The 22766-nt window shown below is 72.7% G+C and carries 20 protein-coding genes; 16 read left to right on the forward strand and 4 right to left on the reverse strand.

Annotated elements, in window-relative coordinates; translation table 11 throughout:
* Positions 1–194 precede the first annotated feature (194 nt).
* From ACWEVP_RS19570 to ACWEVP_RS19645, 16 genes are all read left to right on the forward strand, one after another.
* Entirely contained in the window at positions 195–1037 is an 843-nt protein-coding gene (locus tag ACWEVP_RS19570) for an ATP-dependent sacrificial sulfur transferase LarE (RefSeq protein WP_452063939.1), read from the forward strand.
* A 246-nt stretch (positions 1038–1283) separates the two neighbouring features.
* On the forward strand, positions 1284–3098 hold the full coding sequence (locus ACWEVP_RS19575) for a BTAD domain-containing putative transcriptional regulator (protein WP_452063940.1): 1815 nt from the start codon (positions 1284–1286) through the stop codon (positions 3096–3098).
* A 176-nt stretch (positions 3099–3274) separates the two neighbouring features.
* A complete protein-coding gene (locus ACWEVP_RS19580; protein WP_452063941.1) occupies positions 3275–4939 on the forward strand; it encodes a class I adenylate-forming enzyme family protein in 1665 nt (554 codons plus the stop codon).
* Positions 4936–6000, forward strand: coding sequence for a 3-deoxy-7-phosphoheptulonate synthase (aroF, locus tag ACWEVP_RS19585; protein WP_452063942.1), 1065 nt, complete (start codon positions 4936–4938; stop codon positions 5998–6000). Before ACWEVP_RS19580 ends, aroF begins: the two co-directional genes overlap by 4 nt.
* A 63-nt stretch (positions 6001–6063) precedes the next feature.
* Positions 6064–7986: an FAD/NAD(P)-binding protein gene (locus ACWEVP_RS19590; protein ID WP_452063943.1), complete on the forward strand. Its 1923-nt coding sequence runs from the start codon at positions 6064–6066 to the stop codon at positions 7984–7986.
* Positions 7983–9293: a class-II fumarase/aspartase family protein gene (locus ACWEVP_RS19595; protein WP_452063944.1), complete on the forward strand. Its 1311-nt coding sequence runs from the start codon at positions 7983–7985 to the stop codon at positions 9291–9293. The genes ACWEVP_RS19590 and ACWEVP_RS19595 overlap by 4 nt, the downstream gene beginning before the upstream one ends.
* Entirely contained in the window at positions 9290–10378 is a 1089-nt protein-coding gene (locus tag ACWEVP_RS19600) for a branched-chain amino acid aminotransferase (protein WP_452063945.1), read from the forward strand. Before ACWEVP_RS19595 ends, ACWEVP_RS19600 begins: the two co-directional genes overlap by 4 nt.
* On the forward strand, positions 10375–10971 hold the full coding sequence (locus tag ACWEVP_RS19605; RefSeq protein ID WP_452063946.1) for a mycothiol-dependent nitroreductase Rv2466c family protein: 597 nt from the start codon (positions 10375–10377) through the stop codon (positions 10969–10971). Before ACWEVP_RS19600 ends, ACWEVP_RS19605 begins: the two co-directional genes overlap by 4 nt.
* 10 nt (positions 10972–10981) lie before the next feature.
* Positions 10982–12250: an ATP-grasp domain-containing protein gene (locus ACWEVP_RS19610; protein ID WP_452063947.1), complete on the forward strand. Its 1269-nt coding sequence runs from the start codon at positions 10982–10984 to the stop codon at positions 12248–12250.
* 46 nt (positions 12251–12296) lie between these two features.
* Positions 12297–13514 carry an ATP-grasp domain-containing protein gene (locus ACWEVP_RS19615; protein WP_452063948.1) on the forward strand — a complete coding sequence of 406 codons (1218 nt, stop codon included), beginning with the start codon at positions 12297–12299 and terminating at the stop codon, positions 13512–13514.
* Positions 13511–14752, forward strand: a complete 1242-nt coding sequence (locus ACWEVP_RS19620; RefSeq protein WP_452063949.1) for an MFS transporter — start codon at positions 13511–13513, stop codon at positions 14750–14752. The genes ACWEVP_RS19615 and ACWEVP_RS19620 overlap by 4 nt, the downstream gene beginning before the upstream one ends.
* A 20-nt stretch (positions 14753–14772) precedes the next feature.
* Positions 14773–16107: a hypothetical protein gene (locus ACWEVP_RS19625; RefSeq protein WP_452063950.1), complete on the forward strand. Its 1335-nt coding sequence runs from the start codon at positions 14773–14775 to the stop codon at positions 16105–16107.
* 15 nt (positions 16108–16122) lie between these two features.
* Positions 16123–16797: a cyclase family protein gene (locus tag ACWEVP_RS19630; protein ID WP_452063951.1), complete on the forward strand. Its 675-nt coding sequence runs from the start codon at positions 16123–16125 to the stop codon at positions 16795–16797.
* Positions 16790–17947 (forward strand): DUF362 domain-containing protein, encoded by a 1158-nt coding sequence (locus ACWEVP_RS19635; protein ID WP_452063952.1) that lies wholly within the window; start codon positions 16790–16792, stop codon positions 17945–17947. Before ACWEVP_RS19630 ends, ACWEVP_RS19635 begins: the two co-directional genes overlap by 8 nt.
* Positions 17944–19284, forward strand: a complete 1341-nt coding sequence (locus tag ACWEVP_RS19640; protein ID WP_452063953.1) for an anthranilate synthase component I family protein — start codon at positions 17944–17946, stop codon at positions 19282–19284. The genes ACWEVP_RS19635 and ACWEVP_RS19640 overlap by 4 nt, the downstream gene beginning before the upstream one ends.
* Positions 19281–19862, forward strand: a complete 582-nt coding sequence (locus ACWEVP_RS19645) for an anthranilate synthase component II (protein WP_452063954.1) — start codon at positions 19281–19283, stop codon at positions 19860–19862. The genes ACWEVP_RS19640 and ACWEVP_RS19645 overlap by 4 nt, the downstream gene beginning before the upstream one ends.
* On the opposite strand, the gene ACWEVP_RS19650 is transcribed toward ACWEVP_RS19645, so the two are convergent.
* The 4 genes from ACWEVP_RS19650 to ACWEVP_RS19665 all read right to left on the reverse strand — a co-directional run bounded on the left by ACWEVP_RS19650 (position 19859) and on the right by ACWEVP_RS19665 (position 22702).
* Complete coding sequence (locus ACWEVP_RS19650; RefSeq protein ID WP_452063955.1) at positions 19859–20128, reverse strand: hypothetical protein; 270 nt, start codon at positions 20126–20128, stop codon at positions 19859–19861. The genes ACWEVP_RS19645 and ACWEVP_RS19650 overlap by 4 nt on opposite strands.
* A gap of 165 nt (positions 20129–20293) precedes the next feature.
* The gene (locus ACWEVP_RS19655; RefSeq protein WP_452063956.1) at positions 20294–20878 is read right to left on the reverse strand and encodes a TetR/AcrR family transcriptional regulator; all 585 of its coding nucleotides are present in this window, start codon (positions 20876–20878) and stop codon (positions 20294–20296) included.
* Positions 20862–21695, reverse strand: a complete 834-nt coding sequence (locus ACWEVP_RS19660; protein WP_452063957.1) for a class I SAM-dependent methyltransferase — start codon at positions 21693–21695, stop codon at positions 20862–20864. The genes ACWEVP_RS19655 and ACWEVP_RS19660 overlap by 17 nt, the downstream gene beginning before the upstream one ends.
* Before the next feature lie 47 nt (positions 21696–21742).
* On the reverse strand, positions 21743–22702 hold the full coding sequence (locus tag ACWEVP_RS19665; RefSeq protein WP_452063958.1) for an ArsR/SmtB family transcription factor: 960 nt from the start codon (positions 22700–22702) through the stop codon (positions 21743–21745).
* Between the last annotated feature and the right edge of the window lie 64 nt (positions 22703–22766).

A 22766-nucleotide genomic window follows, 5' to 3' on the forward strand; every position in this document is an offset into this window, starting at 1 on the left:
TCGACACGTTAGCCTCGTCGCGCGTTGTATGTAAACTGTCCGGAGGGGGCCGTCTTACGAATACGGCAATGGGTTGACTGGGTGGACCCGCCGCGATCGACTTACCGCACGCAACACGCCTCGAGTGGGGGACAAGTGCTGTTCTTTTGCCGGAACCGACTCATCGTGACGTCGCCACCAGCGGGGACGCCGTAATGGCGGCCGGAATCGAAGATCGGCTGCTGGACCGGGTCCGCGAGCTCGGCGGGGTCGCCGTCGCCTTCTCCGGCGGCGTCGACTCGGCGGTCGTGCTGGCCGCGGCCGTGCGGGTGCTGCCCGCCGGCCGGGTGCTGGCGGCGATCGCCGACTCGCCCGGCCTCGCGCGGGCCGAACTCGCCGCCGCGCGGGAGATCGCGGCCGGCCTCGGCGCCGAGCTCGCCGAAGTCCCGACCGGTGAACTCGCCGTTCCCGGCTACCGGGACAACGCCGGGGACCGCTGCTACTTCTGCAAACGGACGGTGCTGGACGCGATCGGCGCGCTCGCGGCACGGCGCGGGTTCGCGCACGTGGCCACCGGCACGCACGCCGACGACCACCGCGCCCTGCACCGGCCCGGCCTGCGCGCGGCCCGCGAACTGCGCGTCGTCGAGCCGCTGGCCGCGGCCGGGCTGGGCAAAGCCGAGGTCAGGGCGCTGGCGGCCGCGTGGGGGCTGCCCGTGGCGGACAAGCCGTCGACACCTTGCCTCGCCTCACGTATCTCCGTGGGCGTCCCCGTCTCTTTAGGGAGGTTGGGACTGGTGGAACGCGCCGAGATCGCGGTGGGCGCGCGGCTGGCCGAGGCGGGGATCCGCCCGCGAGACCTGCGCGTGCGCTTGCTCGGCCGGGGATTCCGGGTGGAGGTGGATGGCCCTGCGCACGTGGCTGTCGCAGCTCGGCCGGGGCTCGCCGCGGCCGTCGTCGGCGAGCTCGCCGGCCTCGGCCTGACCGGTCCGGGCGAGGTCGGCGCCTACCGGGCTCCCGCACTCGCACCGCCGCCGGGCAATTCGCCCGCGCGGTGATTTGTGCCGTCGCCGAACGGGTCGTGAAAAAAGCACACATCGAACCGCCGCTATCACGTCGGACATATTCGTCGGCCGGTTGCGACGATTCGTGTACGGACCGAGTCGATCATTCCCGGCGATGTCGTGCCGAAAACACCGTGTCGGTTGTTACGTCTTGCCGAGCGCATTTCTCGGCTATATTTCCCGGGTTCGGCGGCGACGGCAGCGAGCGGTGGCCGCCCGCGTACGGTGGGGGAGGATCGCATGTACTTCGAGTTGCTCGGCACCCTGCGGGTCCAGCGTGACGGGGAGCGGGTGGACCTCGGCGGCCTGCGCCAGCAGCGGCTGCTGGCGATGCTGCTGTTGAGCGTGAACAAGGTGGTCGGCGCCGACCGGCTGCTGGAGGCCATGTGGGACGGCGAGCCGCCGGTGACCGCGCGAAGACAGCTGCACAACGCGGTCGCCGCGCTGAGACGCAGCTTCGGGGCGGCCAAGCACCTCGTCGTCAAGGACGGTCCCGGCTACCGGATCACCGTCGACCCCCAGGACGTGGACGCGCACCGGTTCACCACGCTGGTCGCGTCGGCCTCGGCGGCGGCCGCGGCCGGGCGCGCCACCGCGGCCGTCGAGCACCTGGAGGCCGCGCTCGGCCTGTGGAACGGTCCGGCGCTGTCCGGGTTGAACAGCCCGGTGTTCGAGATCGTCGCCGCGCGGTTCGAGGAGAACCGCCTGTCCGCCACCGAACGGCTCATCGGGCTGCGCCTGGACGGCGGCGAGGCGTCGGCGCTCGTCCCGCAGCTCGGCGAGCTCGTCTCGCGGCACCCGCTGCGCGAGGAGACCCGCAAGCTGCTGATGCTGGCCCTGCACCGGTGCGGCCGCACGGCCGACGCGCTCAACGCGTACGAACAGGGCCGGCGGATGCTGCGGGACGAACTGGGGGTCGACCCCGGAGCGAGCATCCGCGAGCTGTACGAACGGATCCTGCGCGACGACCTGCCGAAGCGGCGGCCGGCCGAGCCCGCGGCGGGCCGCTCCTTCCTGCCGTACGACACCGCGCACTTCACCGGCCGCGCCGAGGAGCTGCGCTTCCTGGCCGGCAGCCGGCCCGCCGGGACCGCCTTGAGCATCCTGGCCATCGACGGGATGGCCGGCTCCGGCAAGACGACGCTCGCGGTGCGGCTCGCCCACCAGCTCGCGCACCGGTACCCCGAGGGCCACCTCTACATCGACCTGCACGGGCACACGGCGGGCCAGGAGCCGCTCGAACCGGACGCGGCGCTGGAGCGGCTGCTGCTGGACTTCGGGCTCCCGCCGTCCCGGATCCCCCGCGACGCCCGGCAGCGCGCGGCCCGCTGGCGCGCGGAGGTCGCCGAGCGGCGCGTTCTGGTGGTGCTGGACAACGCCTTCGACGCCCGGCAGGTCCGGCCGCTGCTGCCCGGCACGGGCAAGGCGCAGGTGATCATCACGAGCCGCCGCCGGCTGGCCGGCCTCGACGGGGTGACCTCCCGCTCGCTGGACGTGTTCCCGGCACCGGACGCGGCGGCGCTGTTCACCCGGATCGCGGGACCGGACCGGACCGCGGACCGGCCGGACGCCGTCGCCGAGGTCGTGGCGCTGTGCGGGAACCTGCCGCTGGCGGTCACGATCGCGGCGTGCCGCTTCCACAACCGGCCCGCGTGGTCCCTGGAGGACCTGGTGTTCCGCTTGCGCGACCGGGTGCGGCGGCTGGCCGAGCTGAGCCTGGAGGACCGGAGCGTGGAGTCGCGGTTCGAGGTCTCCTACGAGCGGCTGACCGCGGCGCAGCGCCGGCTCTTCCGGGCCCTGGGCGCGTTCGCCGGCGAGGAGTTCGACGCGGCCGACGCGGCACGGCTGGTGAACCAGCCGGGGCCGGAGGTCGAACGGGTGCTGGAGGAGCTGTTCGACGCCCACGTGCTGCGGCAGCGGACGGCGGGCCGGTACCACTTCCACGCCCTGGTCCGCGAGCACGCGCGCGAGAAGGCCGAAGAACACGAGACGCTGCTGACGACGTTCGGCCGGCCGCTGCCCTCGGCCGTCGAGCTGGAGTGCAGCCTCGGCTGACCGGCGGCCGCCGCTGTCCTTGCGTGACGCCTCCGGTACGCACCGCAAACCCTTGCCGGGCAATGCATCCGCGCCGATGCAGGGCCGATGCACCGGCAAGGCCGCGCCGATGGCCCGGCCCGGCATCCTCGGTACTAGGAGACAAAAACCGTGGTCCCGCAGCAGAAAGTGATGCCATGGAGTTCACGCACAAGACCGTCCTGAGCCCCGAGCTGCGCGCCCGGGTGCTCGCCGATCCGACCATCGGCGGGGGAAACCTGCTGCCCGCCATGCTGGAGCTCAACCCCTTCCCGGACGAGCCCTTCCTCCACTCGCTCACGCCGATCCCCTACACCGACGGCGAAACGAAGACCTGGTTCAGCCTCCGCGACCTCGACCACCTCGTGCAGAGCTGGTCGGTGTGGTACCTCGAGCGCGGGGTGCGGCCGCACGACCGGGTCGCGGTCTTCCCGCCGGACTCCATCCAGTACTTCCTGCACCTCTCCGCGCTCGCGCGGATCGGCGCCATCTCCATGCTGATCAACAGCAACGCCAAGCGCGACAGCGCCGTCGCCCTGATCGAGCGCAGCGGCGCCACCGGCCTCTACACCGACTCCGAACGGCTCGCCCGGATCGCCCCGGACCTCGACCGGCTGAACCTGAAGTGGGTGCACACCGAGCAGGTCGGCCCGCCGTCGGCGGTCCTGCCCGAAGCCGACCGGTTCCGCCACCACCCCGACGACCCCGTCGGCCTCATGCACTCCTCCGGCACGACCGGCCTGCCGAAGCCCGTCATCCACACCCACAAGACCCTTTTGGACGGTCCGAAGTGGCGTGCGGTGAACTACCAGGAGGAGCCCGACGCGCTCATCCTCAACGCGCTTCCCCAGTCGCACCAGGGTTGTGTGTCGTTCAACGCCTACGCCGTGCTGGGCGGCCAGCCGATGGTCGTCCACCGGGACGTCACCGGCGCCGAACTCGCCGACGCCGTCGAGAAGCACCAGCCGACCATGGTGATGGCCTTCGGGCACGCCTACCCGGAGCTCGCGGCGATCGAGACGGCGCCGCGCGCGCTGGACTCGGTGAACATCTGGGTGTCCATGGCGGACGCCATCCACGAGCGGCACCTGAAGAACATCCTCGGCCGCCGGTCGCCGGAGCGCCCGCCCGCCGCGTTCCTGGACCGGCTCGGCACCACCGAGCTGGGCTGGGGCGTGCTCATGCAGCCGCGCACCCTCGCGACCGAGCGCAACGACCGCTGCGTCGGCAAGTCGGTCGGGTTCGCCGAGGTCGCCATCGTGCGGGAGAACGGCACGCTCGCCGAGCCCTACGAATACGGTTTCCTCGGCGCGAAACCGCCGTCGATGACCGTGGGGTACTGGGGCAACCAGGACACCTACTACCGCAGCAAGCTGGCCGGCTACTGGCTGACCGGCGACATCGCCTACCGCGACGAAGAGGGCAACTTCTACCAGGTCGACCGCGCGGTCGACGTCGTGCCCACCGCCGACGGCCCCGGTTACTCGGTGCTCATGGAGGAACTCATCCTCAACGAGGTCGCCGGCGTCGAGGACTGCACCGTCGTGGCCGGCGGCTACGGCGGGGAGAAGGTGGCCGTGGCCGTCGTGACCGGCCGGGACGTCGACGCCGAGAAGGTGCTGTTCGCGGCCAACGAAGCCCTGCGCGCCAACGGGAAACCCGAACTGTCGGTCGTCGAGGTCGCCACCGGCGACGACGACTTCCCGCTCGGGGTGACCGGGAAGTCGCTCAAGCGCTTCCTCCGCGACAAGTACAAGGACCTCGCCGTCCACGTCCGGGACCGCCGGGGCAAAAACCTCGCGACGAGCGACGCGCTCGCGTGACCATCGGAGAAGAGACGATCGCCGTGACCCACCAAGACCAACTGCTCGTGTTCGACGAGACCGTGACCCGCGCCCGGGTCGACGGCTGGCTGCGGTACCTCGAGTCCGCCGGCACGCCGACGCAGGTCTACCGCCTCGGCGCCAGCCACGTCCTCCCGGTGTCCGGAGTGGACAACCCCGAGCTGCTCGCCGCGGCGGCGGACTTGCCGTCGCCGACCCGGCGTGTGCCGCGGGGCGGCGAGGCGTGGCTGGGCCGCCGGGAGCTGCGCCCGGCCGGGACCGAGGTCGCCCTCGGCCCCGCGACGATCGGAGACGGCTCGGTCGCGGTGATCGCCGGGCCGTGCGCGGTCGAGACGCCGGAGCAGATGCTGGCGACGGCGCGGGTCGTCGCCGAGCACGGTGCCGTCGCCCTGCGCGGCGGCGTCTTCAAGCCGCGGACGTCGCCGCATTCGTTCCAGGGCCTCGGGTTCTCCGGGCTCGAGCTGCTCGTCGAGGCGCGGAAGCGGACCGGCCTGCCGTTCGTCACCGAGGTCGTCGACGCGGAGCACGTCAAGCGGCTGGCCGAAGTGGTGGACGGCTTCCAGATCGGCGCGCGGAACATGCAGAACTTCGCGCTGCTGAGCGCGGTGGGCCAGAGCGGCCTGCCGGTGGTGCTCAAGCGCGGGTTCGGCTGCACCGTCGAGGAGACCCTTTCCGCCGGGGAGTACCTGCTGCTGGAGGGCAACGACCAGGTGGTGCTGTGCGAGCGCGGCATCCGCACGTTCGAGCCGTCGGCGCGGTTCACCCTCGACCTGACCGCGGTGGCGCTGTGGAAGCAGCGCACGCACCTGCCGGTGATCGTCGACCCGAGCCATTCGGGCGGCCGGCCGGAACTGGTGGAGCCGCTCTCGCTCGCCGCCATCGCGGCCGGCGCGGACGCACTGCTGATCGACGTGCACGTCCAGCCGGAGCAGGCGCTGTGCGACGCCAAACAGGCGTTGCGGCCGGAGCAGTTCGCCGGGCTGATGACCCGGCTGGCCGGCGCCGCGGCCGGCCTGGGCCGCACCTTGCACCAACGCTGACCAAGACCTCGTGGGTGAGAAGCAGTGTGCTCTCACCCACGACCTGTACGGGAGTGGGAGATCGTGTTCGGGGAGACGTCGGAGATCGCCGTGGCCGGGCTCGGCCCGCGCGGGCTGTCGGTCGCGGAACGGCTGAGCGCCAACGCACGCGCGCTCGTGCCGCGGGGCCACCGGCTCGTCGTGCACCTGATCGACCCGCGGCTGGCCGACGGCGGCCAGGTGTGGCGCAGCACGCAGGACCGCCTGCTGCTGATGAACACCGTCGCGTCGCAGGTGACGATGTTCGTCGACGACACCGTCGACTGCGCGGGCCCGGTCGTGCGCGGTCCGAGCCTGTACGAGTGGGCGCGCTCGATCGCCCTGCTCGGCAGCCCGGACGTGCCGGACGCCGTCCGCGCCGAAGCCGAGCGGCTGGGCCCGGACGACTACCCGTCCCGGGCGTTCTACGGCAGCTACCTGCGGTGGACGCGGCGGCGGATCACCCGGACCGCGCCGCCGTCGCTCGAGTTCGTGGCGCACCAGGCGCGGGCGGTCGACGTCCGGGACACCGGAACCGGGCAGGACGTCGTGCTCGACGACGGCACGACCATCGGCGGGCTGGCCGCGGTCGTGCTCGCGCTGGGGCACCAGCCGCACGAGCTCAGCCCGGCCGAAGCGGACCTGAGCCGGTACGCCGCCCGGCACGGCCTGCGCTACCTCGCGCCGGGCAACCCGGCCGACGCGTCGCTCGACGACGTCCCGGCGGGGGAGCCGGTGCTGCTGCGCGGGATGGGCTTGAAATTCTTCGACCACCTGGCCCTGCTCACGCTCGGCCGCGGCGGCGAGTTCGTCCGCGAGCCGGGCGGCGCGCTCGAGTACGTGCCGTCCGGCCGGGAGCCGCGGCTGGTCGCCGGGTCGCGGCGCGGGGTTCCGTACCAGGCCCGTGCCCGCAACGAGAAGGGCGCGTCCGGGCGGCACGAACCGCGGTTCCTCACCACCTCGGTGATCGAGCGGCTGCGGGCCGGCGCCGACTTCCGGCGGGACGTCTGGCCGCTGATCGACCAGGAGGTCCGCACGGTCTTCTACGCGGCGCTGGTGCGGGAGCGGGGGTGCGCGTGCGACGTCGAGGAGTTCACCGAAGCGTTCGCGGCGGCCGGGCCGGCGGAGGTGCCCGCGGATCCACTGGCGGTGCGGGAAACCGAGGCCCAGCGGATCGTGCTGGCCAAGTTCGGGCTCGAGGAGAGCTGGGACTGGGGAGGCGTCGCGACGCCGTACTCGGCCGCCGACCTGGCCTCGACGGCGACGTTCCGCACGTGGCTCCGGTCCTTTGTGGACACCGATCTGGCCGAGGCGGGCAAGGGCAACGTGACCGGCCCGCTCAAGGCGGCCACGGACGTCCTGCGCGACCTGCGCAACGAGATCCGGCTGGTCGTCGACCACGGCGGCATCTCCGGCGCGTCCTACCGCGACGACCTGCGGCGCTGGTACATGCCGCTCAACGCGTACCTGTCGATCGGGCCGCCCGCCGAACGCGTCGAGCAGTTCGGCGCGCTGCTCGACGCGGGCGTGCTCGAGGTGCTCGGCCCGGACCTGCGGATCGAGGCCGCGGGCGGCCGGTTCGTCGCGCGGTCGGCCGCGTGCCCCGACGTCACGGTCCACGCGAAGACGCTGATCGAGGCGCGCCTGCCGGACACCGACCTGCGGCGCACGACGGACCCGCTGCTGCGCGCGTTGCTGGCGCGCGGCGAGTGCCGCCCGTACCGCATCGGGGAGTTCGAGACGGGCGGCCTCGCGGTGACGCGCCGTCCGTACCACGTGCTGGACACGGGCGGGCGGCCCCACCCGCGCCGCTTCGCGTTCGGCGTGCCGACGGAAGCGGTGCACTGGGTGACGGCGGCGGGCATCCGGCCCGGCGTCAACTCGGTGATCCTCGGCGACGCGGACGCCATCGCGCGCTCGTGCCTGCGGATCGCCGCCGAACGGGACGACCTGGGGAGGACCGCGTGAGCGAGCTGCTCGCCCCGGCGTGGGCCGGGACCGGCGCCGGCGAACTCGTCGACGACCACGCTCTGCTGGCCGCGATGATCGACACCGAAGCCGCCCTGGCCGAGGCACAAGCCGAGCTGGGCGCGATCCCCGAGACCGCCGCCAAGGCCATCCGTGCGGTCGCCGTCGCCGACCTCGACCCCCAGGCCATCGCCGCGGGGGTGCGCGAGACGGCGAACCCGGTGGTCGCGTTCGTCACCGGCCTCACCGCGGCCGTCGACCCGGCCGCCGCCGAGTACGTCCACCGCGGCAGCACCAGCCAGGACATCCTCGACACCGCCCTGATGCTGCTGTGCGCGAGCACCCTCGACCGCGTCGAGCGTGATCTGCGAACCACCGCCGCGGGCCTGGCGGACCACGTCCGGACCCACCGGGACACACCGATGGCCGGGCGCACCCTGACCCAGCACGCCGTGCCGGTCACGTTCGGGCTCAAGGCGGCGACCTGGCTGCACCTCGTCCTCGACGCCGTCGAGCGGGTGCGCCGGGCGCGCGCGGACCTGCCGGTCTCGCTCGGTGGTGCGGCCGGGACCCTCGCCGCGTACGAAGAGTACGGTCCCGGCTCGCTGGAACTGCCCGACCGGGTGGCGCGCAGGCTCGGGCTCGCCCCGCAGGTCCTGCCCTGGCACGGGATCCGCACGCCGATCGCCGACGTCGCTTCGGCGCTGCTGGTCACCACGGGCGCGCTCGGCAAGATCGCCGCCGACGTCCTCGTGCTGGCGCGCACCGAGATCGGCGAGGTATCCGAGGAACGCGCGCCCGGCCGCGGCGCCTCCTCGGCGATGCCGCAGAAGCACAACCCGGTGTTCGCGACGCTCGTGGCGACCGCCGCCCGGCAGCTGCCGCCGCTCGCCACCGTGCTGTTCGGCTCGATGGCCGCCGAGGACGAACGCTCCTCCGGTGGCTGGCACGCCGAGTGGCAGCCGCTGCGGGAGGCCCTGCGGATCGCCGCCGGTGCCGCCGCGAACGGCGTCCGGCTGGCCGCGACGCTGCGGGTGCACCCCGGGGCGATGGCGACGAACCTGCGGCTGACCCGGGGCGCGATCGTCTCCGAACGCGTCAACGCCGTCCTGGCCCCGAAGCTGGGCAAAGCCGCGGCCAAGCGCCTGCTGACCGAAGCCACCGCCGAGGCCGAGCGGACCGGTGCGGACCTGGCCGGCCTGCTCGACGTTCCCCCCGGCCTGCTGGACCCGGCGGGCTACACCGGACTGGCCGGCCCGCTGGCCGACCGGGCCCTGGCCCGCTTCGAACGCGAGGAGCGACGATGACGACCCTGGACTTCGCCCACGAGCGGACCGACCCGATGCCCGCCGGGCAGCGCGAAGAACTCCTGCGCATGCCGGGCTTCGGATCGCTCTACTCCGACCACATGGTCACCGCCCGGTGGACCGCCGGCCGCGGCTGGCACGACGCCCGCAGCCGGCCGCTCACCGCGTTCTCGCTGCACCCGGCCACCATGGCGTTCCACTATGGACAGACGATCTTCGAGGGACTGAAGGCGTTCTGGCGGCCGGACGGCGCGCACGCCCTCTTCCGGCCGCGCGACCACGCCGCCCGGTTCGCGCGCTCGGCCCGCCGGATGGCCATGCCCGAGCTGCCGGAGGCCGACTTCCTCGCGGCCGTGGAGGCGCTGCTGCGCCTGGACGGCGACTGGGTGCCGCGCACCCGCGGGCACAGCTTCTACCTGCGGCCCTTCATGATCGCCAGCGAGACCCACCTGTCGAACCGGCCCGCCGAGGAGTACCTGTTCGCGGTCATCGGCAGTCCCGCCCGGCCCGCCACGGCGGAACCGGCCCCGATCCGGCTGTGGGCGTCGCCCGAGTACGTCCGCGCGGCCGACGGCGGTACCGGCACGATCAAGTGCGGCGGCAACTACGGCGGGTCGTACGTCGCGCAGCGCGAGGCAGCGGCGCACGGCTGCCACCAGGTGGTCTGGCTGGACGCGCGCGAGCGCCGGTACGTCGAAGAAGTGGGCGGCTCCAACCTGTTCTTCGTCGAGGGCGACCGGCTCGTGACGCCGCCGCTGAGCGGGACGCTGCTGGCCGGCGTCACGCGGGATTCGATCCTGCGGCTGGCCGCGCGGCTCGGGCTGGCGGTCACCGAAGCGCCGGTGACCCTCGACGACTGGCAGCGCGGCTGCCGGGACGGGCGCATCACCGAGACGTTCGCCTGCGGGACGGCCCGCGCGCTGGCCCCGGTCGGGCACGCGGTCACGCCGGACGGCGAGTGGGCCGTCGGGGACGGCACCACCGGCCCGGTCACCCGCCGCCTGCTCAACACGCTGCTGGACATCCAGTACGGCGAGACCCCCGACGAGTTCGGCTGGCTGCACACCCCGGAGAGGACCCCGTGAAGATCGACTTCTACTTCGACCCCGCCTGCCCGTTCGCCTGGATCACCTCGCGGTGGATCCTCGAGGTCGAACGCCACCGCGAAGTCACCCTGCGGTTCCGGGTGATGAGCCTCGGCGTGCTCAACGAAGACCGCGAGATCGAGCCGTGGTACCGCGAGTTCTGCGACCGTTCGTGGGGCCCGGTCCGGGTTTGCGTCGCCGCCGCGCAGCAGCACGGCGAGGACGTCCTGCGCGATCTCTACACCGCGCTCGGCACCCGGATCCACAACGGACGGAACAAGGACTTCCCCGCCGTCGTCGCGCAGGCGCTGGCCGAGGCCGGCCTGCCGGCCGGGCTCATCGACGCGATGGAGAGCACCGAGTACGACGAAGCCCTGCGCAAGAGCCACGAAGAGGCGCTGGCCCCGGTCGGCGCGGACCTCGGCACACCGGCGATCCACGTCGACGGCACCGGCTTCTTCGGGCCCGTGCTCAACGCGATCCCCCGCGGGCAGGACGCCGTCGACCTCTTCGACGGCGTGGTCGCGCTCGCGCGCAACCCGCACTTCTTCGAGCTGAAGCGCGCCCGCACGCCGGGCCTGAGTTACGAGTGAGGGAACGGACATGAGACGCATCGGGTTCGTCGAGTCGAACCGGTCCGGGTCCGGGTTCGACGCCCTGCGGGCGGCGCGCGGGCTGGGCCTGCACGTCACCTTCTTCAGCCGCGGGCTGGACCGCTACCACGCGACGCCGGGCGGCACCGAGGTGCTCGAAACGTGCGTCGACGAGTTCGTGTCCTGCCCGACCCACGAGCTGGAACCGCTGCTGGAGGCGGTCAAGGCCGTCGACGCCGCCAAGCCCCTCGACGCGCTGCTGTCGGTGGCCGAGTACGAGGTGATCCAGGCCGCCGAAGCGGCCCGCCAGCTCGGCCTCCCCGGTCCCGACCCGGCTGCCGTCCGGATCGCCCGTGACAAGGCCGCGCAACGACGTCGCTGGGCCGGACGCGGCGTGCCCGTCCCGGAATTCCGCGTCGTCACGACGGCCGGGCAGGCGGTGCGGGCGGCCGAGGAGATCGGGTTGCCGTGCGTGGTGAAGGCGGTCGACGAGACCAGCGGCGCCCACGTCGTCCGCTGCGGCACGCTCGACGAGGTCACCGGGACGTTCACCGCGATCCGCTCCGAGACGACCAACCGCCGCGGCCAGGCCCGCTCGCCCGAGGTGCTCGTCGAGGAGTGCCTCGTCGGGTTCGAGGTCAGCGTCGAGGTGCTGGCCGAGGCGGGCGCGGTCCGGGTGCTCGGCGTCACCGACAAGATCCTCGGCGGCCGCAACCGGTTCGTCGAGCTGGGGCACAGCTTCCCGACGGCGTTGCCCGGCGACGTCCGGCGCGAGCTGGAGGCGGCCGCGGTGGCCGCCACCGAAGCCGTCGGCTTCGACCTCGGCATCGCGCACGTCGAGCTCAAGTACACCGGCGACGGCCCGAAGCTGATCGAGATCAACCCGCGGCCGGCGGGCGACCGGATCACCGAGCTGATGGACGCCAGTTTCGGCTGGTGCACGATGGAGCTGCTGATCCGCCAGTACCTCGGGGAGTCCGCCGGCGACGTCGTGACCGAGCCGGCGCGCGGCGCGGCCATCCGCTACCTCACCGCCGATCCCGGGGTCGTGACCGCCGTGACCGGCCTGGACATCGCGGCCGCGGTGCCCGGGGTCCGCGAAGCCGGGGTGTCGGTCGGCCCCGGCGGGCGGGTCGACCCGTTGCGGGTGAACGAAGACCGCGTCGGCCACGTCCTCGCCACAGCCGCGGACGCCTACCTGGCGGGCCGGATCGCCGAGGCCGCCGCGCAGCAGATCGTCGTCGAGACCCGCGCCGATGCGCCGCCGATGGCCCGCTGATGGCCGCGTCGGTGAGGCTGGACCCAGGACGGGAGGAAGAGAAGACATGCCGGACCTCGTGATGGTGATGCCCTACAAGGCATACCTCGGCAAGGCGCGGGCGGAGGGCTTCCGGATCACGGCGATCTGGGACCCGGCCGAAGCCACGCGGCTGTTCGGCGCGGACGCGCCCGCCTACCTCAAGGAGGTCGAGAGCCTCGCCGAAAGCCTGTGGCTGGTCGACTTCACCGACCGCGCCGCCTACGCCGAGGCGATCCGCGCGGCCGTCCGGGACACCGGCGCCCGCCGGGTCTGGCACGTCGGCTCCGAGGAGAGCATGCAGCTCGCCTATGAGGTGGCCGACGAACTGGGCGTGGCGGTCAACTCGCCGCGTTCGGTGTTCCTGCTCAACGACAAGCTCGCGATGCGGACCTTGTTGCGCGACAAGGGCATCTCGACCGTCCGGTTCGCCGTCGCGGACCGCTGGCAGGACGTCGAGCCGCTGCTGGCCGGGTTCACGCTGCCGGTCGTGGTGAAGCCCGCCGCGCTGTCGGCCAGCCGCGGGACGCGGCTGCTCACCGACCCGGCCGAGCTGCCCGCCTGGGGCGACGAACTGGCCGCGCTGGCCTATTCCGGGCCGCTGCTGGTCGAGGAATACCTGCGCGGGCCCGAGTTCAGCGTCGAGACGATGACCGTGCGCGGCGAACACCACGTCATCGGCGTGACGCGCAAGCTGCTCGGCCCGCTGCCGCACTTCGTCGAGCGGGGCCACCTCTTCGGCGAGCCGGAGACGGCGGAGACGCGGGAGGTCGCCGCGCTCGCGGTCGAGCTGCTCGACGCCGTCGGCTACCAGTGCGGCCCGGCGCACACGGAGGTCATCCTGACCGGAGCCGGGCCGCGGATCGTGGAGTCGCAGGCCCGGCTGGGCGGGGACAAGATCCCGGACATCATCCGGCACGCGCGCGGCTTCGACGTCAAGCGGGCGATGTTCGCCGCGCTCGCCGGGCGGACGTCGCTGCCGGAGCCGGGCGGCTCGGTCGGGCACATCGCCTACTTCTCCTTCCCCACGGGAGTTCTGCGGTCGGTCACCGGTCTCGAGCGAGCCCGCGCACTGGACTATGTGGACATCCTGAGCTTCCCGTTCGCCCCCGGGGACGTCCTGCCGGAGACCGTCAGCTCCAAGACCCGGCACGGTTTCGTGATCCTCACCGGTTCCGAAGCCGCGGAACAAGCCCGAGCCCGCGCGGACCACGTCCGCTCCCTGATCGAGGTCGAGGTCCGATGAGGAGCTTCTTCGCCCTGCACCGCAACGTCCGGGTCCGGATCGGCCTCGCGTTCGTGCACAAGCTGATCGACGCGATGATCCTGACGTTCATCGCGATCTACCTCGCGGCGCACGTCGGCGTCGCGGTCGCCGGCGCGCTGATCCTGGTGTTCGCCGCGTTCGCGGTGATCGGCATGCTGGTGGGCGGCCACCTGTCCGAACGCTGGGGACGGCGCCCGGTGCTCGTCGTCGGCGACCTGATCGGCACCGGCTTCCTCGCGGTGATGGCGGTCGCCTACTACTCGGAGTGGGGCGCGCTCGCCGTCTACTTCGCCTACGCCATCGTGAAGTTCGGGACGAACCTCGCGCTGCCCGCCAACGACGCGACGATCATCGACGTCACGCCGCCGGACGAGCGCAAGTTCGTCTACACGGTCAACTACTGGGTCATCAACCTCGCCCTCGGCACCGGCGCGCTGCTCGGCGCGTTCCTGTACAGCAGCCATTTCGGCGCGGTGATCCTCGGCGGCGCGATCGGGATGGCGTTCGCCCTCACGATCACCGTCACGATGGTGGCGGAGACGAAACCGGAGATTCCCCGGCCGCCGACGAAACTGACCGGGCTCGCCCAGTTCGCGCAGGGCTACAAGGTCGTGCTCGCCGACTCGACGTTCCGCCGGCTCATCATCGCCGCCACGCTGATCCTGACCCTGGAAGGCCAGCTGAGCACCGCGATCGGCATCCGGCTGTCGACGGACTTCCCCACGCAGCCGGTGTTCCCGTTCGGCGTGGTGACCGGCGTGGAGATGCTCGGCGTGCTCAAGGCGGTCAACACGGTCCTCGTCGTCGCGTTCGCGTTGGTGGTCAACACGCTGCTGAAGCGGATGCCGGACCGGGCGCGGCTCTACGCGGGTATCACGCTGTACGCGGGCGGGTTCGCGGTGCTGGCCGTCACCGATGACGCGTGGCTGCTGCTCGTCGCCGTCGTCGTGCTGACCGTCGGGGAACTGATGAACCTGCCGGTGCAGCAGGCCCTGCTGGCCGAGCTGGCCCCGGACGACGGCCGGCCGCGCTACCTGGCCGCGTACTACCTGCACATCCGGTTCGGCCAGATCGTCAACTCGATCCTGATCAGCCTGAGCGCGGTGGTGAGCACGGCCGGGATGGCCGGGATCTACCTGGCCTTCGGCGTCGTGGTCATCCTGCAGTACCGGGCGATCCTGGCCCGGCGCGAGGCCCGCGTCGCGGTCTCCGCCTGAATCCACCTGGGAAGGTAACCATGTCGGCACGGTCCGAGCGGATCACCAAGGCCTACCTCGCCGGGTGCGAGGAGGCGGACAGCCCGCTGCGCCACGCGCGGGAGAGCCTCGAGCTGTCGGAGACCAAGCGCCTTTCGTGGCCCCGGTTGCTGCCGCGGCCGATCGTGGTCGACGAGGCGGAGTACCGCGCGTTCGGCCGCGACCTCGTCACGGTCTACGAGCTCGTCGGCAGCCTGCCGCGGCGGCTGTTCGACGGCGACTTCGACCGGTTCCGCCGGTCGCTCGGCATCGACGACCGGCACGCGGCGCTGATGACCCGGCTGCTCGGCGAGGAACCGCCGCCGCTGTACGGCCGCGCCGACGTCTACTACGACGGCTCGGCGTTCAAGCTGCTCGAATACAACATCGGCAGCGCACTGGGCGGCCTGGACATGGTCGGCACGCTGCCCAAGGCGTACCTGCGGGTCCCGGCCGTCGCGGAGTTCGCCGCCGAGCACGGCCTCGGGTTCCTCGACATGGGCTCCGACCTCGCCGAGGCGCTGCGCAACGCGGGCAAGACGATCGGGGCCGGCGAGCCGGTGGTGGCGATCGTCGAAGGCCCCGGCGGCATGACGACGTACGGCCACCAGCGGCGCGCGATCGCCGAGCTGCTGGCGGAAAACGACGTCGTCTGTCGGGTGGGGGAGATCGGCGACCTGGAGTTCCGCTCCGGGAAGCCGTACCTCGACGGCGCGGGCGTCGACGTCATCCTGCGTTACTACGGCCTCGAGGAGATGCTGGAGCACCCGGACTGCGATGAGCTTCTGGAACCGGTGTTCCGCGCCCACGAGAACGGCCAGGTCGTGGTCTGGACCCCGACGAACGTGTTCAGCAACAAGGGAACCCTCGCGATGCTGTCGGAGTTCGTGGACACCTTCGAGCCCGGCGAGCGGGCCGCGATCGAGCGCGTGCTGCCGTGGTGCCGGATGCTCGGGCGCCCCGGCGCGGGTCCCGACGCCGGGCGCATCGAGGAGTGCCTCGAGCGCCAGGACCAGCTGGTGTTCAAGCCGACCGGCCTCTACGGCGGCCAAGGCGTCGTCATCGGCCCGGAAGTCGACGCGGCCACCTGGCGGGAAACCCTCGAAGCCGGTTCGCGGACCGGCTCCCTCGTCCAGGAGATCGTGCGGCCCAACCTGGAGACGGTGATCGACCCGGACACCGGCGAACGCACCGAGTGGTACGCGCTGTGGGCGGCGTTCATGACTCCGGCCGGCCTGTCCGGTGGCGGCGTGCGGGCGATCCCGCCCGGCGGCACCACCGTCATCACGATGATCAACAACCCCGACGTCCGCAACACCTGCCTCTTCACCTGCTGAGCAAGGAGAACCCCGGTGCCCCGACTCGTCGACCTCACCCACGGCTTCTACGACGGAATGCCGTCCTACCCCGCCGACTGGTTCCCGAAGTTCGTCAGCGAACGCTCGATGACGCCGGAGACCGACCCGTACGGCACCAAGCGCACCTTCTCGTACCTGCACGTGTTCCCGCACAACGGGACGCACATGGAGTACAAGCTGCACTTCTACCCGGGCACCGAAGGCATCGACGAGGTGCCGCTCGCCACGCTGATCGGCCGCGCCTGCGTCGCCGACCTGTCGTACAAGGGCGAGCTGGACGAGGTGACCGGCGAAGACCTGGAGAAGGTGCTGCGGCCGGTGTGGCGGCCCGGCGACCGGCTGCTCGTCCGCACCGACTGGCTGCGGCACAACTGGGGACGGTCCGACTACTGGGACCGCCCGCCCTACCTGACGCCGTCGGCCGCGCAGTGGGCCATCGACAACCGCGCGTGCCTGGTCGGCTTCGACTGCCTCACCGAACGGCCCGGCGACGCGGAGTCGCCGGTGCACCACGCGCTGCTGGCGGCCGGGATCCCGCTGCTGGAGTACGTCACCAACATGCACGAGCTGACCCGGCAGGTGGTGCAGCTGATCGCGCTGCCGACCAAGGTCGCCGGCGCCGAAGCCGCGCCCGCGCGCGTGATCGCCGTGGAGGACACCGATGTCTGAGGCTGTCGCCCTCTCGGCCGTCGGTGGTGACGCCGACGTGCCGGACGGCCTGGCCCGCCTGCTCGACCTGCTCGGCGACCCGCTGGCCGCGCTGCCGCCCGGCGCGGAGGTGCTGATCAAGCCGAACCTCTTCCAGACCGCGCCCGGGTTCCACGTGCGGCCGGCGCTGCTGGCCGCGATCGCCCGCGCCGTCGCCGAACACGGGGCACGGCCGGTGATCGCCGAGCGCACGCACGCGATCTACGAGATCCTGCGCGACCACGAGGCCGCGAAGTACGCCCGCGTCGTCAGCTTCGACGACCTGCCGCTGCGCATCACCGGCATCCCCGGGGCGACGTCCCTGCGGGTGCCGATCGCCGTCCCCGAGCTCATCCTGGACTGCGACTACTTCATCGGCGTCCCGCAGCTGCGCACGCACGCGAGCGTCGTCTACTCGAACGCGATGAAGAACCTGGTCGGGCTGCTTCCCGGGTACACCACCCGGATCGTGCACATGGCGGGCGTCGACGAGTCCACTGTGGACCTCAATGTCCTGCGGCCGCAGGACCTGGTCGTCTGCGACGGGACCACGGTGATCGAGGGCAACTACCCGATGGACGGGCAGGCCCGCGAGGTCGGTTTCCTGGCCGCGAGCCGCAACGCCGTCGCACTCGACGTCGCCGTCGGGACCCTGGCCGGGTTCGACCCGGACAGCGTCGCGTACCTGCGGGACGCGCACGCGCGGGGGATGGGACCCCTCGCCCTCGACGAAATCGAGCTGCTCGGGACACCGCTGGAGGAGCTGGCGTTCGACATGGTGAAGGCACCGGTCGAGATCGTCGTGCCGCGCGAGGGCATCCACGTCCACGCCGACAACGCCTGCCCGGCGTGCAGCCGGTTCGTCGCCGGGGCGATGCGGGCGCTGGCCGGGGAACTGTGCGAGTGGGACGGCGAGATGACGATCATCTCCGGGCCCCAGGTCGAGGTGCCGCCGTTGCGGGGCGAAGTGATCCTCGTCGGCAACTGCCTGTACGAGAGCAGGGACCTGGGTATCTTCGTCGAAGGCTGCCCGCCGCGGGCGATCCAGCTCGCCGCGTTCCGCTACGCCATGGGCAAGCCCGTCGGCGACCACGAGCGGACGCAGTTCCGGGTGCCGGCGGTCGCGCGATGATCACGTCCGCGCTGTCCCCGGGGGCCCGGCTGCACCGCTGCGTCGTGCCGCTGTCGTCCACAGTGGACCCGGTGGCGGCCGCCGCGGCGCTGCGCCCGGCCGGGCGCGTCATGCTCACCGCCGGGCCGGGTGGCCGGGACGCGGTGCTGGCCGCGGGCGAGCTCGCCGTCCTCTCACACCCCGGCGGTGCCGGGCCCGCCCCGCTCACCGCGGCGGTGGACCTGCTGGCCGGGCTGGAGCTGCCGCCGGACACGACCGACGCCGAGGCGGCCTGGTACGGGTTCCTCGCCTACGACGCGGCGCGCGACTTCGAGCGGCTGCCCAGCCGGCACCCGGCGGCCGGGCGGCCGGTGTACGAGTTCTTCCTGCCCGAGGTACTGGTCACCGAGGGCCGGGTGATCGGCCGGGGCCCGACCCCCGCGGCGGCCCGGAAGGCGGCCGAGCAGGTCGCCCGGACGCTCGACCGGCTCGTCGTCGCTCCACTCGGGACGGTCGCGGTGGGGGCCGGGACGTTCGGCTTCGGGTACGACGAGTACGTCCACGCTCTGCGCCGCGCCCAGCAGCACATCCTCGACGGCGACGTCTTCCAGCTCGTGCTGTCCAACCCCTGGACGGCACCGGCCACTGTGGACGGTCTGGCCGTCTACCGGAGGCTGACGGAGATCAACCCGTCGCCGTACCACTTCTGGTACGGCGGCCCGGAGTTCGAGGCCGTGGGGGCGTCACCGGAACCGTGCCTGACGCTGCGCGGTGGCCGGGCGCTGATCCGCCCGCTGGCCGGCACCCGGCCGCGGGGCCGCGACGGCCGCGCCGACCGGCTCGCCGAGGACGACCTGCGCTCGTCGGTGAAGGAGCTGGCCGAGCACCGGATGCTGGTCGACCTGGCCCGCAACGACCTGGGCCGGGTGTGCCGCCCCGGCACGGTCTCGGTGGAGCGGCTGCTGGCCGTCGAGCGGTATTCGCACGTCATGCACCTGACGTCCGACGTGTGGGGCGAGCCGGCCCGGGAGCGCGGCACGGCCGAGCTGATCCGGGCGACGTTCCCGGCGGGCACGATGACCGGCACGCCGAAGGTGCGCGCGATGGAGATCATCGATTCGCTGGAACCGGCGCGGCGCTGGCTGTACTCGGGCGCGGTCGGCTCGTTCGGGGTGTCCCATGTGGACCTGTACCTGACGATCCGCAGCATGGTCTGGTGCGACGGCGAAATCCGGCTGCAGGCGGGCGGCGGCATCGTCCACGACTCCGACCCGGCCGAGGAGTACGCGGAGTGCCTGGCGAAGCTCGGCTCCGGGGCCCGCGCTCTCGGCGTGACGGTGAAAGGGGCGGCCGCGTGATCTGCGTGCTCGACAACTACGACTCGTTCGTCTACAACCTCGTGCAGTACCTGGGCGATCTGGGTGCGTCGTGCCAGGTCTACCGCAACGACGAGGTGTCGGTGGCGGACGTGGCCGCGCTCGACCCGGAGCTGGTGCTGATCTCCCCGGGCCCGGGCGCCCCGGCGGACGCGGGCATCTCGGTCGAGCTGGTCCGCGCGCTGGCCGGGCGCGTGCCGATCCTCGGGGTGTGCCTGGGCCACCAGGCGATCGGCGCGGCGTTCGGCGCCCGGGTGGTCCACGCGGCGGAGCCGATGCACGGCAAGTGCTCCCCGCTGGCCCACGACGGCCGGGGCGTGTTCGCCGGGCTGCCGAACCCGTTGACGGTGGCCCGGTACCACTCGCTGGTGCTGGACCCGGCATCGCTGCCGGCGGACCTGGTCGTGACGGCGTGGTCGTCGACGGGGGAGGTGATGGGGGTGCGGCACCGCGAGCTGCCGGTCGAGGGGGTGCAGTTCCACCCGGAGTCGCTGTTCACCGAGGGCGGGATGTCGATGGTGGCGAACGCGATGCGCCCGCGCACCCTCGTCCGCGGTTAGACGAGTTCCGCCGAGACGACCGACGGCAGCTCCCGCAACCGCTCCAGCAGCGGCTCGGTCTCCTCGGCGGCCAGCAGAACCGCGCAGACCATGCTGCTCTCGCGGACGCCGTCCTTGATGTCGACGGACAGTTCGTGGACCAGGTGGCCGCCCAGAGCGGTGACCAGCGCCGGGATTTCCTCGGCGCCGCCGACGAAGTACGTGGCGATGCGGCGGCGCAGCAGCATCGCCGAGCGGGCGGCGGGAATGGCGAACGACGTGGACATGGCTGATCTCCCGGAACGAAAGAAGGGAACGAGATCGGGGCCAGGTCCCGGAAGAGCGATCGACGACGCTGCGCGCCGGCGACCTGGGTTCAGCCGGCGCGCCGGGTTACGAGTCGCGAGGACGTCATCGGGCGCTGCACGGCGTCAGGCTAACACGCGAGCCGCTCACGGACGCAACACCCGGTCGAGGAGGCTGGTCACCGTGTCACGGTAGCGGTGCGGGTCGAGGTCGGGCTCCCACGAGCGTTGCAGCAGGAAGCCCTGGATGAGCGCGAGCAGGACCCGGGCGAACATGTCCGGCTCGACGCCGTCCGGCAGCCCCATCCCGGCCAGTGCGCGGCCTACGTCGTCGAGCGGGGCGAGCCCCTCGGTGACGATCCGCCGGAGCCGCTCGTCGTGCTGGGCGCGGGCCCAGACGTGGACCGTGACGCGCCGGCGTCGTGCCTCCTCGGGGTCGGCCACCCAGTCGAAGTAGGCGTCCAGGAACCGCTTCAGCGCCTCCGGCCCGCCGTCCGCGATCGCCGCGGCGACGAGGTCGCGCTCGTGCTCGTGGCGGTCGGCGGCGACCGCCTCGATGATCGCCTCCTTGCCGTCGAAGTAGCGGTAGATCGCACCCGCGCTCATCCCCGACGCGGCCACGATGTCCTGCATGGACGCACCGTCCGGGCCGGCCTGCTCGAAGCACGTCATCGCCGCGTCGAGGATCCGCTTCCGCTGGGCCGCGCGGCGCTCGTCACTGATGCGGGGCATCGGCCCGCCTCGCCGCGATCGCGATCCGGTACAGCCGCGAGCCGCCGCCCGCTTCCCTGGCCGAGACGTCTTTTCGCAGGTCGAAGCCGTGCTCGGCCAGGAAGGCCCCGGTCGAGGCCGGCAGCAGGCCGAAGGTCCACGGCTCCCCGGACCGCGCGACGGCCCGCACCCACCGGCGCGCCTCGGGGAAGGGGCTGGGCTCGTGCAGGGCGCGGACGTCGACGTAGGTGAAGACGAGGTCGCCGCCGAGCCCGTGCACGGCGGCCAGGGTCGTGCCGACGGCCTCGGCGGTGAGGTAGTTGGTGACGCCCTCCCAGACGAACACGCTCGGTTTCCCCGGGTCGAAGCCGCTTTCGACGAGCCGGGCCGCGAGGTCGTCGCGTTCGAAGTCGACCGGCACGTACTCCGGGCCCGCGCCCAGGACGGCCCGCTTCCGGGCCTGGGTGGCGGGGTGGTCGACCTCGAAGACGGCCCGGCCGGCGAGCGCGGGCAGCCGGTGGGCGCGCGTGTCGTAGCCGGCGCCGAGCAGGACGCACTGGGTTTCGCCGGTCACGGCCGCGGTGAGGGCGTCGTCGATGACCTTGGTCCGGGTGATGCCGGACGCGCGTGGTCCCGGCCCGGCGACCGCGTCGTAGAGGCCGAAGGCGAGGTGCCGGACGCCGGGGAGCCGCGCCGCCTCGGCGAGGACGCGCAGCGACGGGCGCAGGAAGGCGGTCGCGTACGGGTCGTCGAACAGGCGCCGCCCGGGTGGGCGGTGGGATTCGAACGCCCGCTGCAGGGCCATCGTCTCCGCGGTGAAGCTGGCTCGGGACTCCATGGCGAATGATTGTTCGCTTTGGCGGGCGGGTCGCGCAACCCCCGGCGTCAGCCGGCCCGGATGACGCCCAGGCCCAGCGGGGTGACCTCGTGGATCTGCGACTTCCCCGACCGGGCGCTGGTGATCAGCCCGGCGGCCCGCAGCACCGACGCGTGCTGGCTGGCCGTCGCCAGGGACACCCCCGTCGTCGCGGCCAGCTCGCTCGTGTTGCACCGGGCGGTCGCCACCGCCACCAGCACCCGCGCCCGCGTCTGGCCGAGCAGCGCGACCAGGGAGGCGCCGGGCTCGGCGTCGCTGTCGAAGCGCGGGTGGCCGATCGAGTAGACCAGCACCGGCGGCAGATCCGGGTCCTTGTACGTCGTCGGCATGCCGTGCGCGAAGAACGTCGGGATCAGGCGGAGGCCGCGGCCGTCGAGGTGCAGCTCCTGCTCGATCGGGAAGCGCACCCGCAGCACCGGCGGCGTCCACGTGACGTCCGGGTGCAACGTCGAGAGCAGCAGCTGCGGCCCGCCGCGGTCCAGGTTCGCCTGCAGCCGGCGGCGGTCGCGGGCGACGACGTGGCGGACCGTCGCCCAGTCCGGGGCCAGGCAGCGGCGGTAGTAGTCGTGCAGGGCGGTGCCGAGCCGGTGCAGTTCGCCGGTGTCGCCGCCGGCCAGCCGGCGCAGCCACGGCGTGACACGCGTGCCCTGCGCCGCCAGCTCCGCGACGTCCCCGGCCAGTGCCTTCGCCGGGGTCTCGAGCACCGCCGAGACGCCGTCACCGATCGTGGCGTGCCCGGCCGGGGTGAGGAAGTCCGGGCAGTACCCGTACGGCGGGACGGCGGACATCAGCAGCCGGCCGGACTCGGGAACGGCGGTGCGCGACCCCTTGCGCCACCGGCCGAAGAACGGCTCGCCCTCGGGTCGGCGGATCCGGTAACTGCTCATCAGCAGCTCCCACATCGGATCGGCGTCCTCGGCGATGGTCACCTTCGCCAGGTCCGCGTCCGTGAAGTGGATCTTCAGCATGCACCGCACCGCCCTTTCCCGGCCGAGGATAGCCGTGGTGACGCGGAGTGATGTTTCACCCAGG

This window comes from Amycolatopsis sp. NPDC003865, from assembly GCF_053605345.1.

What these genes read in the sequence shown, in the direction of transcription:
- ACWEVP_RS19640 (WP_452063953.1), top strand. Translation starts at nt 17,944, where the DNA reads ATGATCACGTCCGCGCTGTCCCCGGGGGCCCGGCTGCACCGCTGCGTC.
- ACWEVP_RS19655 (WP_452063956.1), bottom strand. Translation starts at nt 20,878, where the DNA reads ATGCCCCGCATCAGTGACGAGCGCCGCGCGGCCCAGCGGAAGCGGATC.
- ACWEVP_RS19650 (WP_452063955.1), bottom strand. Translation starts at nt 20,128, where the DNA reads ATGTCCACGTCGTTCGCCATTCCCGCCGCCCGCTCGGCGATGCTGCTG.
- ACWEVP_RS19575 (WP_452063940.1), top strand. Translation starts at nt 1,284, where the DNA reads ATGTACTTCGAGTTGCTCGGCACCCTGCGGGTCCAGCGTGACGGGGAG.
- ACWEVP_RS19620 (WP_452063949.1), top strand. Translation starts at nt 13,511, where the DNA reads ATGAGGAGCTTCTTCGCCCTGCACCGCAACGTCCGGGTCCGGATCGGC.
- ACWEVP_RS19665 (WP_452063958.1), bottom strand. Translation starts at nt 22,702, where the DNA reads ATGCTGAAGATCCACTTCACGGACGCGGACCTGGCGAAGGTGACCATC.
- ACWEVP_RS19615 (WP_452063948.1), top strand. Translation starts at nt 12,297, where the DNA reads ATGCCGGACCTCGTGATGGTGATGCCCTACAAGGCATACCTCGGCAAG.
- ACWEVP_RS19625 (WP_452063950.1), top strand. Translation starts at nt 14,773, where the DNA reads ATGTCGGCACGGTCCGAGCGGATCACCAAGGCCTACCTCGCCGGGTGC.
- ACWEVP_RS19570 (WP_452063939.1), top strand. Translation starts at nt 195, where the DNA reads ATGGCGGCCGGAATCGAAGATCGGCTGCTGGACCGGGTCCGCGAGCTC.
- ACWEVP_RS19610 (WP_452063947.1), top strand. Translation starts at nt 10,982, where the DNA reads ATGAGACGCATCGGGTTCGTCGAGTCGAACCGGTCCGGGTCCGGGTTC.
- ACWEVP_RS19660 (WP_452063957.1), bottom strand. Translation starts at nt 21,695, where the DNA reads ATGGAGTCCCGAGCCAGCTTCACCGCGGAGACGATGGCCCTGCAGCGG.
- ACWEVP_RS19580 (WP_452063941.1), top strand. Translation starts at nt 3,275, where the DNA reads ATGGAGTTCACGCACAAGACCGTCCTGAGCCCCGAGCTGCGCGCCCGG.
- ACWEVP_RS19600 (WP_452063945.1), top strand. Translation starts at nt 9,290, where the DNA reads ATGACGACCCTGGACTTCGCCCACGAGCGGACCGACCCGATGCCCGCC.
- ACWEVP_RS19635 (WP_452063952.1), top strand. Translation starts at nt 16,790, where the DNA reads ATGTCTGAGGCTGTCGCCCTCTCGGCCGTCGGTGGTGACGCCGACGTG.